Annotated in this window: 10 protein-coding genes; all 10 read left to right on the top strand. The window is 31.2% G+C overall.

The features are described from left to right. Window positions 1-124 precede the first annotated feature (124 nt). The gene (xdh, locus tag B2694_RS05270) at window positions 125-2,764 is read left to right on the top strand and encodes a selenium-dependent xanthine dehydrogenase (RefSeq protein WP_346884850.1); all 2,640 of its coding nucleotides are present in this window, start codon (window positions 125-127) and stop codon (window positions 2,762-2,764) included. 74 nt (window positions 2,765-2,838) lie between these two features. After that, complete coding sequence (gene guaD, locus B2694_RS05265; RefSeq protein WP_346884849.1) at window positions 2,839-4,119, top strand: guanine deaminase; 1,281 nt, start codon at window positions 2,839-2,841, stop codon at window positions 4,117-4,119. A 57-nt stretch (window positions 4,120-4,176) separates the two neighbouring features. Next, the gene (locus B2694_RS05260) at window positions 4,177-4,761 is read left to right on the top strand and encodes a TetR/AcrR family transcriptional regulator (RefSeq protein WP_346880000.1); all 585 of its coding nucleotides are present in this window, start codon (window positions 4,177-4,179) and stop codon (window positions 4,759-4,761) included. 136 nt (window positions 4,762-4,897) lie between these two features. Next, entirely contained in the window at window positions 4,898-5,734 is an 837-nt protein-coding gene (locus B2694_RS05255) for an FAD binding domain-containing protein (RefSeq protein ID WP_346884848.1), read from the top strand. Window positions 5,735-5,767: 33 nt separating this feature from the next. Continuing rightward, entirely contained in the window at window positions 5,768-6,235 is a 468-nt protein-coding gene (locus tag B2694_RS05250; RefSeq protein WP_346884847.1) for a (2Fe-2S)-binding protein, read from the top strand. Window positions 6,236-6,248: 13 nt separating this feature from the next. Continuing rightward, window positions 6,249-7,496, top strand: a complete 1,248-nt coding sequence (locus B2694_RS05245; protein ID WP_346884846.1) for a xanthine dehydrogenase family protein molybdopterin-binding subunit — start codon at window positions 6,249-6,251, stop codon at window positions 7,494-7,496. A gap of 19 nt (window positions 7,497-7,515) precedes the next feature. Further along, entirely contained in the window at window positions 7,516-8,466 is a 951-nt protein-coding gene (locus tag B2694_RS05240) for a xanthine dehydrogenase family protein molybdopterin-binding subunit (RefSeq protein WP_346884845.1), read from the top strand. A 107-nt stretch (window positions 8,467-8,573) separates the two neighbouring features. Continuing rightward, a complete protein-coding gene (locus B2694_RS05235) occupies window positions 8,574-9,116 on the top strand; it encodes an ECF transporter S component (RefSeq protein WP_346884844.1) in 543 nt (180 codons plus the stop codon). A gap of 233 nt (window positions 9,117-9,349) precedes the next feature. Then, on the top strand, window positions 9,350-11,275 hold the full coding sequence (locus B2694_RS05230; RefSeq protein WP_346884843.1) for an ABC-F family ATP-binding cassette domain-containing protein: 1,926 nt from the start codon (window positions 9,350-9,352) through the stop codon (window positions 11,273-11,275). A 41-nt stretch (window positions 11,276-11,316) separates the two neighbouring features. Beyond that, entirely contained in the window at window positions 11,317-13,635 is a 2,319-nt protein-coding gene (locus B2694_RS05225) for an ATP-dependent DNA helicase (protein WP_346884842.1), read from the top strand. The last annotated feature ends 103 nt before the right edge of the window (window positions 13,636-13,738 follow it).

The raw sequence follows: 13,738 nt of genomic DNA, 5'->3' as shown, positions 1-13,738 counted from the left end.
GTTAAGCATACATTATAATTAAAATATGCTAGGACCCTGAGTTTATACTATATTTGAGGGGTCCTATTTAGCTATATAATGTGATGAGTAATTTATACATTAGTAAATTATTGGGAGGAAATTTATGTATGAGTTTGTGCTAAACGGAAAAAAAATTTCATTTGAAGAAAATATGAACTTGCTTGAATACTTAAGGGAAGAAGCAAATTTAACATCAGTTAAAAACGGGTGTGGAGAAGGTGCTTGTGGAGCTTGTATGGTTTTAATAAATGGAGTTCAAGGAAGGGCTTGCATAAATACTCTTGAAAAAATTAATGGTAAAGAAGTACAAACTGTTGAGGGTTTATCAGAATTCGAAAAACAAGTATTTTCATGGTCTTTTTCAAAGGTTGGTGCAGTTCAGTGTGGGTTTTGCATTCCAGGAATGGTAATTAGTGCTAAGGGATTATTTAATAGAAATTTAAATCCATCTAAAGATGAGATAAAAGCTGCTATTAAAGGAAATGTATGCAGATGCACAGGCTATGTAAAGATAATAGAAGCAATAGAATTATCAGCACAAATTTTTCGGCAGGGAAAACTAAATTTTGATTTAGAACGAAACGGTTCTATAGGAAAATCGTTAACAAGAATTGATGCTATGGATAAAATTTTGGGAACTGCTATATATGTTGATGATATGAAGATTGATGGGCTTGCATATGGCTCCGCATTAAGAACAAAATATCCAAGAGCACTGGTTAAAAAAATTAATATAGATAAAGCTCTAAACCATCCTAATGTTATAACCATATTAACAGCAAAGGATATACCTGGGAATAGATATATTGGACATATTTCAAAGGATTGGCCTGCTTTAATAGCAGTGGGAGAAGAAACTAGATACGTGGGAGATGCTATAGCACTAGTGGCTGCAAAATCAAAAAAGGCTTTAAAGGAAATTTTACAGCTTATAGAAGTAGAATATGAAGAGCTTGTACCACTAACGAAACCTGAAGTGGCTATGAGATATGATGCTCCAAGAATTCATCCTGAAGGAAATATATATAGAAGTGAAAGAGTTAGAAGAGGTAATATTGAGGATGCATTAAAAAACTCTAAATATATAGTTACTAATTCTTATTCAACTCCATTCACAGAGCATGCTTTTTTGGAACCGGAAAGTGCTTTGGCAATGCCGGATGGAGATGGAGTGCTAGTTTATACTGGCTCCCAAGGAATTTATGATGAGCAAAGAGAAATATCAGAACTATTAGGGCTGCCTAAAAAAAAAATAAGGTGTATTAGTAAATATGTTGGAGGTGGCTTTGGTGGAAAAGAGGATATGAGTGTTCAACATCATGCAGCTTTACTAGCATATATTATAAAAATGCCAGTGAAGATTACCTTAAGTAGAAAAGAAAGCATGATGATTCACCCTAAAAGACATGCTATGGAGATTAAAGTAACTACAGCATGTGATGAAGAAGGAAAATTAACAGCTTTTATAGCTAATATAGTTGCCGATACTGGAGCATATGCATCTTTAGGAGGACCAGTATTACAAAGGGCATGTACCCATGCTGCAGGGCCATACAGGTGTGATAATGTTGATATCACTGGCACAGCAGTTTATACTAATAATCCACCTGCAGGAGCTTTTAGAGGATTTGGGGTAACTCAATCTGTATTTGCAGGAGAGTGTAATTTAAATCTTTTAGCTGAAAAGGTTGGCATATCAAGCTGGGAAATTAGATATAGAAATGCTGTAGAACCAGGAGATATACTTCCTAATGGTCAGATAGCTGATTCAGGTACAGCAATTAAAGAAACGTTACTAGCTGTAAAAGATAAATATTATGACAATGAAATTGTAGGAATTGCTTGCTGTATGAAAAATAGTGGAATAGGAGTTGGACTTCCTGATATAGGTAGGTGTAACCTAGTCATAAAAAATGGAGTTATTAATGTGAGAACTAGTGCAGCTTGTATAGGGCAAGGCATAGGTACTATAATGACACAGATAATTTGTGAAATTACTGGATTATCACCCAATAAAGTTGCAATAGGTTTTCCAGATACCTTTGATTCACCTAATTCAGGAACAACTACAGCTTCAAGACAGACATTGTTTACAGGAGAGGCTGTTAGGATTGCTACGATGAAGTTTATGGAAGAAGTGATGAAGCAATATAGTGAAGAAAAATTAATAAACTATGCAAAAGAAAGTTGCATAGATCGTAGTATAATTAGAAAATGGCTCTTAAATAATACAGATAAGGTTTTGAATTTTTTAAATGATAGAGAATTTTATGGAGAATACAGGGGAATAACAGACCCTATAAATTCTCCAAAGGAAAATCCTGTTAGTCATGTAGCCTATGGGTATGCAACACAACTTGCAATACTTGATAAAAATGGTAAACTTAAAGAGATAGTTGCTGCTCATGATGTGGGAAGAGCAATTAATCCTATAAACGTGGAAGGACAAATTGAGGGGGGAGTTGTTATGAGTTTAGGATATGCTTTAACAGAGGATTATCCACTTAATAATTGCATACCTATAGCTAAATTTGGAACTTTAGGTTTATTTAGAGCTCAAGCAGTTCCTAAGATATTACCTATAATAATAGAAAAGAATACTAGTGATTTAGCCTATGGGGCAAAAGGGATAGGAGAAATAACATCTATACCAACAGCGCCGGCAATTCAAGGAGCTTACTATATGCTAGATCATAAATTCCGAACTACTTTACCTCTAGAAGATACATTTTATAAGAAATAAGAAGAAAAAGAGTTCAATAGGTAGAAAGATTAAATTATAGTTTGAATATGATAATTTAATTAAGGAGGAATGTGATGAGCCAGATTAAAGCAATAAAAGGAAACATTATTTTTACCAAAAACTTTGGAGAATATGAAATAATCGAAAATGGGTATGTGGTACTAGTGAATAAGATAATAAAGGGAGTATATGAAGTATTACCAGAAGAACTTAAAAACGCATTAGTAATAGATTATGGAGATAAATTAATTATTCCTGGTTTTGTTGATTTGCACCTTCATGGACCTCAATTTCCTAATTTAGGGTTAGGATTAGACAAGGAATTAATGCCATGGTTAGAGACATATACTTTTCCAGAGGAAGAAAAGTACTGGGATACAACCTATGCAAAAGATGTATACACTAGTTTAGCAAAAGAACTTTGGAAAAATGGAACTACTAGAAGTTGTATATTTGCCACAGTACATCTAAATTCAACAAAGCTTTTAATGGATATCTTAAATCATTCAGGACTAGGTGCTTATGTAGGAAAGGTAAATATGGATAGAAATTGTCCGGAATTTTTAAGAGAAGATTCAGTGAAATCTATTGAAGATACGGAAAACTTTATAAATGAATATGGGGATAAGTATGAACGTGTAAAACCAATTATAACTCCTAGATTTGTCCCAACTTGTACTACGAAATTATTAAGAGGATTAGGTGACTTAGCTGAAAAATATAAAATACCAGTACAGTCACACTTAAGTGAAAATAAAGATGAAATAGAATTTGTAAAATCCTTGCATCCAGAGTATAAAAGTTATGCTAGTATTTATAAAGATGCAGGGCTTCTTGGTAATCAACCAACAATTATGGCTCACTGCGTATTGCTTGAAGATGAAGAAATAGAGATGCTTAGGCAAAATAAAGTGTTTGTAGCTCATAGTCCAAATTCAAACTCAAATTTAGCAAGTGGTATAGCTCCTATTAGAAAATTTATAAATGAAGGAATACCAATTGGACTTGCTTCTGACATATCAGGAGGACATAGCTTGTCTATGTGCAACGTAATGGTAGACAGTGCACAAGCATCAAACATTAAATGGCTTGAAAGTGGTAAAAAAGAAACACCACTAAATACAGCTGAATTGTTTTATTTAGCAACTAAGGGAAGTGGAAGTTTCTTTGGAAAGGTTGGTAGCTTTGAAAAAGGTTACGAGTTTGATGCATTAGTTATAGATGATAGTTCATTAAAAAGTTTCAAAAAACTATCAATACAAGAAAGATTACAAAAATTTATTTATACAGGAAATCCTAAAAATATCATTAAAAGGTATGTGTCTGGAAAAATTATAGATGAGCCATATAGGTAAATTAAAAACTATATACTTTTAGATGAAATTAGGGTTAAGTGAGAAAGAAGGTTAATTATGGAAAAAGATGTGGATAAGAGGATACTTAAAGCGGCACTTGAAGTAGTATCTAAGGAAAAAATTAGTGGAACTCGTATGCATATAATTGCTAAGGAGGCTAATATGAGCCAAGCTAACCTACACTATCACTTCTCTACTAAGAATGATATTATGGTAGCATTACTTAATAGCATACAAGAGGAGTTTTCTAAGGGTCGTAAGAATTATATAGATACTGAAGCTAAAACTGTTACTGAAAATATTCAAGGGTTCTTTGAACAGAAAAAAGATGATATTTTAATAAATAAAAAGATGGAATATGCCCAAATTGATTATTGGGTTCAAGGAACTGTAAATGAAGAGATAAGGACTATATTTCAAAATACCTTTAATATCTGGAGAAAGAGTATAGAAGAGACTTTTTCTAAAGAAGAACAAGAAGGAATTGATGATAAAACTATGAGAAATATTCCTTTTGTAATGGTATCCTTAATGTTAGGGGCTTCATTACAGTACTTAATTGACGAAGGGAAATTTGATTTAGATGATTATTTTCAAGTTGCAGAAGAGATGATATTAACGGCATGCAACAAAACAAAATAAAATAATATCATTACAGTAAAATAAGTCTTCTATATATTTAATATAGAAGATTTTTTTTAAAAATTATATGTAATAAATTTGAATAAAATGAATAAATTGAATAAATATATATGAATGGGGGTATAGCGTAAAAGTGTTGAAAATTTACAGTCCTAAAACTATAGAAGAAGTTAAAGAATATATGAAAGATCATTCTAATTTTAAACTGTTAGCTGGGGGCACAGACTTAGTTCTAGACTTTAAAAGAAATAAAGTAAAGTGTGAATCCATAGTCTCCTTAGAAAAAATTTCAGATTTGAAAAAAATAGTAGATGATAAGGATGAAATATATATTGGTGCTATGGTGACTTTTAGTGATTTAATTGAAAATAATATGATAAATAATTACTGTAATTTACTTTTAAATTGTAGTATGTCTATGGGATCACCACAAATTAGAAATGTAGCCACTGTTGGAGGTAACATTGCTAATGGAGGATCAGCAGCTGATATAATACCTTGTATAATTAGTTTAGGAGGAATATTACTTATAGAATCTGAAGAAGCAATAAGAAGAGTAAGTTGTGAAGAATATTTTGAAAATTATAAAGAAGAGGGATTAAAAGAAAATGAAATATTAACTCATATTATTATACCTAAAACACAAAATATAAGTGGCTATTACAAGTTAGGTAAAAGAAATTCTTTAGCCATTTCAAGAGTAAGTGCTGCTGTAAATTTAGAAATAAAAAAAGATAGGATTTGTGCTATAAATATATGTCTTGGAGCAGTTGGAAGATATCCCTTTAGGGCTAAAGAGTTAGAAGAAAGGTCTTTGGGAAAAGATATTAAATGGCTATATTCTGAAGAAGCCTTAGAATATTTAGAAGGTATAGTAGAGAAAAGCATTGAGGGTAGGAAAACTATGCCTTTTAAAAGGGAGGCAATTAAAGGTGTATTTAAAAGAGCCTTAGATAACGCTTTACAGCAGTAGATATAATTTTGAATTATAGAAAAGAGGTATGTTGTGGTAGAAGTAAATATAAAAATAAATGGAATTAAATATAAAAGAAATATAAATAGTATGATGAGACTAATAGATTTTATAAGGAACGAAATTAAGCTAAAAGGAACAAAGGAAGGGTGTGGAGAAGGAGAGTGTGGTGCTTGCACTGTTATTCTAGATGGTAAAATCGTGAATTCTTGCCTTTTACTAGCGGCAACTTTAGATGGTTGTGAAATAATTACTATAGAAGGTATTAGTAATAACGGAATACATCCCATTCAAGAAGCTTTTATGGAGGTAGGAGCAGTTCAATGCGGATATTGTACTCCAGGAATGATACTAAGTGCTAAAGCTATACTAGATAAAAACATAGATGCAACTGAAGAGGAAATAAGGGAAAGTATTTCAGGAAACCTTTGCAGGTGTACAGGTTATGACAAAATAGTTCAAGGCATAATTTTAGCTCAAAGCAAGTTGAAAAATAATTAGAGGAGAGGTTGCAATGGAGTCTGTTGGAAGAGGACTTATAAGGCCAGATGTATACAATAAAGTACTAGGTAAATCGATTTATCCTGACGATTTAGAATTTGAAGGTATGTTATATGCTGGAGTAAAAAGAAGTACAATTCCCTATGGAAAAGTTAAAAATATAAATATGGAAGAAATAAGAGCCATGGAAGATGTGGAAATGGTCATAGATTATACTATGATACCAGGAGCTATAAGTCATGGTGTTGTATTTAAGGATATTCCTACTCTTGTGAAAGATATAATTAAAAGAGTAGGGGATCCTATAATTATAATAGTTGCTAAAAATAAGGAAGCTTTAAAAGACGCTTTAAATAATGTGAAAATAGAGTATGAAGAGTTTAAGGGCATTTTTAATATTGAGGATGCTTTAAAAGAAGATTCTCCAATTTTAGGTGAAGTAAGTAATTTACTTTATGATTTAAAGATAAAAAAAGGGAATATTGATGATGGATTTGAGGAAGCTAAATATATAGTAGAGAACTGGTATAATACTCCTATGGTAGAACATGCTTTTCTACAGCCTGAGGCATCTGTAAGCAGAGTTGATGAAGAGGGAGTGGTAGAAGTATATGTTGCAACTCAATATCCACATTATGATAGAGAAGAGGTAGCTAGATGCTTAAATATTGAGGAAGAAAAGGTTAGAATTAGAAATTTGACTATTGGTGGAGCATTTGGAGGTAGAGAAGATATTAATCCACAATGTCACGCAGCAATTGCAGCTTATTTGACTCAAAAACCAGTTAAGGTAGTTTATGATAGAGAAGAATCTACTATATCCCATAGTAAAAGACACCCTATGAAAATTTTTTTAAAAACAGGGGTGAGAGAAGATTGTAAACTTTGTGCATTAAAAGCTAGAATCTATGGAGATACTGGTGCATATGCTTCATGGGGGATGAATGTATTAAGAAAGGCTGCAGTACATGCTACCGGTCCATATAATATACAGAATGTAGATATAAGAGCCATGGCTGTATATACAAATAATCCATATAGTGGGGCAATGAGAGGATTTGGGGCAACACAATGTCCTATTGCTACAGAAAGTCAGATGGATATGTTAGCTGAAAAGATTGGGATTCACCCACTAAAATTTAGATATATAAATGCTTTTAAAGTAGGAGATAAAACTGCTACAGGTCAAGTGTTAAAATCAAGTGTAGGTCTTAAAAAATGTATAGAAAAGCTTGCAGACCTTGATGGAGTAGAAATTTAAAAGAAGGTGTGAAGTTGATATGAAGAACCGTGGTGTAGGGTATGCTACTATATTTTATGGTACTGGGTATGGAAATGGGTTTCCTGATGAATCAAGAGCAACGGCAGAACTTATGGAAGATGGTGAAATTGTAGTATATGTGGAAGTTTCAGATGTAGGTTCTGGTGGTATAAGTGTGATGTGGCAAATTGCTACAGAAACATTAAAAATAGATAAAAATCTAATTAAAGTAATGTATGATAACACTAGTTTTGTAAAAGATAGTGGTACTGCAGCAGCAAGTAGACAAACTTACAATACAGGAAATGCTGTATATGATGCTTGTAAAAAACTTAGAAGTAATTTAAATAAAGGTTTAAGTAGATCAAACGATAACTGTATTAATAAAGAAGAAATAAAGCTCCTTTATAAGCAAATGAAAGAAAAGGGAATTCCGGTAAAGACAGAAGGTTATTTTAAAGCAGAAACTTCACAAATTGATATGGAAACTGGTGAAGGTAATCCTTATTGGCCTTATACATTTGGAGCACAAAAAGTTACTATTGAAGTAGATGATGAAACTGGCAAGGTTGACATAATTGAAGTTATAGCTGTAAATGACGCAGGAAAAATAATAAATCCAGCTTCGGCAGAAGGTCAGGCACAAGGCGGAGTTGCCATGGGAATAGGTTATGCACTTATGGAAGAAGTAGAAATAGAAAAAGGTTCTATAAAAAATAGAAATTTTTCAAATTATATAATACCAACCAGTAAAGATGTACCACATATAAATACTTATTTTGTGGAGGAATTTGAGGAATCAGGTCCTTATGGAGCTAAAGGAATAGGAGAGCCTGTAATGATACCTACAGCTCCAGCTATATTAAATGCCATATATGATGCAGTAGGAGTTAGAATGTATAGCATACCTGTAACATGTGATAAGTTATTATTAGCGTTAAAAGAAAAAAAAGGTCAAATTTATAACTGATTTAAATAGAAAGTATCCATTGTTTTTTTATAATGGATACTTTCTATTTACAACTGTAACTTTATGATATATACTAATGTATATACAGTACAGGCAGGAGGATAAAAATGAAAACAAATCTAAAAAAGATGGTAATTAGTTCATTATTAATAGCTATGTCTATTATAATACCAGTAATATTTGGGCCTTTTCTTAAGGTATATATACCACCATTCACTGCAACCTTGGCATCACACGTACCTATGTTTATTGCTATGTTTTTAGGACCTTTTGAGGCTGCAGTAGTTGGAATTGGTTCAGTGGTAGGTTTTTTATTTGCTATAGGAGATCCAATTGTGGCAATGAGAGCATCATCTCATATAGTAGTAGGATACATTGGAGCTAAAATGATTATGAAAAAAATGTCTTATGGAAAAGTTGTAGCTTTTACAGCACCAATACATGGAATTTTTGAAGGATTAGTAGTACTTATATTTACAGGTAATTTTGTATTATCAATTGTTGTAACAGGAATAGGAACTATAATTCATCACGTTGTAGATGGTTTAATTTCTCTTCCAATTATTAGAATAATACAAAAAGGATTAGGAATTAATTTATCTACTATAGGTGAAAAAAAGAAAGAAGATCCGGAAGATGTAGCGGTATAACACATTTCTTATAGTTTTATTTTATGAAAGTTATATTCTTTAGAATAAATTTGATTAGCGATATAGTATAAAGTCCCTATAAATATTAAATAAAAACCTTTAGATAATAATAGTATCTAGAGGTTTTTATTTCTTTCTCGATTAGGTATAATGTCCATAGGAAAGATTTATAAATAAAACTATTATAAGATAAATTTTAAATTTAAACATAGCAAGAATAGAGGATGATACATATGAATTTAATAACACTTGAAAATATATGTAAGAGTTATAGTGAAAAACCATTATTGACAGATGTGAAGTTAACTATAACATCAGAAGATAAAATTGGAATAATTGGTGTAAATGGGGCTGGGAAGTCGACATTATTAAAAATAATTGCGGGAATAGAGCAAGAAGATTCTGGTGCAATTACAAAAATGAATGGACTAAATATTTCTTACTTACCTCAGCATATTGAATTTAATCCTGAAGATAGGATTATTGATCATGTTTTTAATGGTGCTGGGGAAGTAATGGAAGTACTAAGAGAGTATGAACATGTATTAGAAGAACTAAAAACCAATAGTGATAATTCAAAGTTGCAACAACAGTTATTTAAGCTTACTAGTAAAATTGACGCATTAGGAGGTTGGCAAATAGAAAGTGAGGCAAAAGCATTACTAACAAAGTTAGGTATAACAGATTTTGATGCTAAAATGGGAAAGCTCTCTGGAGGGCAAAGAAAGAGAGTAGGGCTTTGTAATGTGCTAGTTACTCCTTGCGATCTTTTAATATTGGATGAACCTACTAACCACATGGATAATGAAATAATTGATTATATGGAGGAGCTATTACAGAAAAGAAAAGGTGGGGTTATAATGATAACCCACGATAGATACTTCTTAGATAGAATTACTAATAGGATCTTCGAACTAGATAGGGGAGAGCTTTATTCTTATCAAGGAAATTATTCTGTATTTTTAGAGAAGAAAGCAGAGAGAATGCAGCTTATGGAGGCTCTTGAAAGTAAAAGACAGAATCTCTACAGAAAAGAGTTAGCTTGGATAAAAAGAGGAGCTAAAGCTAGATCTACTAAGCAAAAGGCAAGGATTGATAGGTTTGAAGAGTTAAAAGAAACATCCTATAAGATAGATGAAGATAGAATGGAATTAAATACAGCCGGTTCAAGGTTAGGAAAGAAGATATTAGAACTTTATAATATAAGCAAGGACTTTGGAGATAAGATAATTATAAAGGATTTTAGTCATATCTTTACAAGGGAAGAACGGGTAGGCGTTATTGGAAACAATGGTATGGGAAAAACTACTTTATTAAATATTATAAGTGGAAAATTAAACCCAGATAAAGGGCAAGTCATACAGGGTGAAACTGTTAAGATAGGATATTTTACTCAAGAAAATATAGAATTAGATGGGAATATGAGAGTTCTTGAGTTTATTAAAGAGATAGCAGAGTATATAACTACAAATGATGGAAATAAAATTACTGCATCCCAAATGTTAGAAAACTTTTTGTTCGATGGAACTATGCAACATAGCTTTATATCTAAATTGTCTGGTGGAGAGAAGAGAAGATTATATCTTCTAAGAATACTAATGGAAGCACCTAATGTATTGTTTTTAGATGAGCCAACCAATGATTTAGATATTCAGACTTTAACAATTTTAGAAGACTATTTGGATAAATTTAATGGTACAGTAATAGCCATATCCCACGATAGATACTTCTTAGATAGAGTTGCCAATAGAATTTTTAGCTTTGAAGGAAAAGGAAAGATTTTAGAACTTGTAGGGAATTATAGTGATTATAAAGGATATAAGGATATAAAAGCTGAAGAAGAAGTTGCTACATCAAGTACTAACAAAGAAAAGAAATACGATGAAAATAAAAATCGTAAAGAAAAGCCAAGTAAATTAAAATTTACATTTAAAGAGCAAAAAGAATTTGATACCATAGATGAGGACATTGAAAAAAAAGAAGAAAATATTACATTAATTGAGGCTGAGATAAATCAGTGTGGAAGTGATTTCGTAAAGCTACAACAGTTGTTGGAAGATCAAAATAGATTAAAAGAGGAATTGAACTTTCTATTAGAAAGATGGGAATATTTAAATGAAATTTTTGAAGAGATGGAAACCCAGAAACAAAATAAGTAAGTACTAGGTTTAATCATGGATATACCTTTTAGGAGAAGAATATGATAGAAAATAATATGAGAATATCTGTTAGAAATTTAATAGAATTTATTTATAGACAAGGAGATATTGATGATAGAATAGGGGGTATTGCATCAGCTCAAGAGGGGACTAGACTTCATAAAGTCATACAAAAGGAACTTAAAGAGCAATGTGATGAATCTGAAGAGAAGACCTATATTAATGAGATGTATCTATCAAGAGAGTTATGCTATAAGGAAATAAATATTATTTTAGAAGGGAGAGCTGACGGTGTTATTATTAGTTCACAGGAAGGTAGTAACACTAGAGTTAAAATAATAGAAATAAAGACTACCATGAAGGACTTACTTACCCTTGAAGAAAATGAAAACTTTCTTCACTGGGCCCAAGGAAAACTATATGGGCACATCTATTGTGAAGAAGAAAACCTAAGTGAAATAGATATAGATCTTATATATTGTCACAGAGAAAGTTTGCATACAAAGACCTTTTCAAAAACTTTTTTAAGGGAAGAACTAAAGGGATTTTTCAATGAAGTGATGGGCAGGTATACAAGGTGGATTCATCTTCAAAGTAGTTGGATAGAACTAAGAAATAACTCTATTGAAAAGTTAGATTTTCCTTTTAAAAATTATAGGAAGGGTCAAAGGGAACTAGCTATAAATATATATAGAACTATTAAAGAGAAAAAAGATATTTACATTGAAGCACCTACAGGGACAGGAAAGACTATTTCAACAATTTTTCCTGCAATAAAGTCTTTTACTATAAATAATTCAGCTAAGCTTATATATCTTACAGCAAAAAATATTACTAAAGGAGTGGCTGAAAATACCTTAGACATATTAAGAGGCTCTGGTATGAAGCTTAGAACATTAACTATTACTGCAAAAGATAAGATTTGTTTTCTAGAGGAAAGAATATGTAATGGCGATGCCTGTGAATATGCAAAGGGACATTTTGATCGAGTTAATGACGCCATATTAGCTATGATAGAAAACAATGAAGTTTTTAATCAACAGATTATTGAGGAGTACAGCAGGCAATTTAAGGTATGCCCTTTTGAACTTTCCTTAGATTTAATTGCTTGGTGTGATTTTATAATAGGTGATTATAACTATTTCTTTGATCCTAAAGCTATGATAAAGAGAATGGCATTTGATGATACACCATATATATTTCTTATTGATGAGGCACATAATTTAGTAGACCGTGGAAGAGAAATGTATTCTGCTGAGATAAAAGAAAGTGATTTGAAAGAATTAAAAAAAGAATTTAAATATAAAAATAAAAAACTAATAGGTATAATAAATAAAATAATTAAGAAACTAAAGGAATATACAATAGGTGAAAAGGGCAATATAATAATAGATGAAGGACCTGGAGAAATGCTAGTTCTTTTCAGGCTTTTTTCAACAGAAGGTGAAAATTATTTAAAAGAACATAGTGGTGAAACCATAGATGAAATATTTTTAAATGTATATTTTTCTTTCTTAGATTTTATTAGAATTGGAGAGTTATTTTCAAAGGATTTTGTACTATACTGTAATAATCAAGATATGGATATCTGGATAAAAATATTCTGTTTAAATCCAAGTAATGTGATAAAACAGTGTATAAAAGGTAATATAAGTAATATATTTTTTTCAGCCACTCTGTCTCCAATGAATTATTTTAAAAATCTACTAGGTGGAGATGATAAAAGTTATAGCATAAAACTTCAGTCTCCCTTTCCGCCAGAAAATAGAAATTTGATTCTAAAATATGACATTGATACTAGATACAAGTACAGAGATAAAAGTTATTACCCAATCTGTAAATATATCAATGAAACTCTAAATAATTATGAGGGAAACTTTTTAGTATTTTTTCCTTCCTATGAATATATGACAAAAGTATATGAAGTTTACTGTAAGAATTTTAGTGAACATAATATATACTTACAAGAAAGTGTTATGACAGAGGAAGAAAGAGAAGAATTCTTGGAAAGATTTTCTTTGGTGGATGTAGATAAAAATAGTAAGGAGAGAACTATAGGTTTTGTAGTTCTAGGAGGAGTATTTTCAGAAGGAATAGATTTAATTGGGGATAAACTTAAGGGAGCAATTATAGTGGGAGTTGGATTACCTAAAATATCCTTTGAAAGAAAATTAATAGAAGAATATTTTAACGAAATAGGTGAACCGGGATTTCACTACGCGTATACATTTCCAGGAATGAACAAAGTTATACAGGCTATGGGAAGGGTTATTAGAACTGAAGAAGATAAGGGTACGATAATGCTTTTAGATAAGAGGTATAGAAGTGAAATATATCAAAAGTTAATGCCTATAGAATAAGACTTTAATATAGAATAAAACATATTAAATAAGGGTATTGAATCTAGAATTAATTCTTGATTCAATACCCTTATTATTTTAACTTTATAGGAAATTGCTTTGT

The organism is Clostridium sp. UBA4395 (assembly GCF_002390995.1).
Lineage (GTDB): Bacteria > Bacillota > Clostridia > Clostridiales > Clostridiaceae > Clostridium_J > Clostridium_J sulfidigenes.
This window is presented reverse-complemented; position numbering and strand designations above follow the sequence as displayed.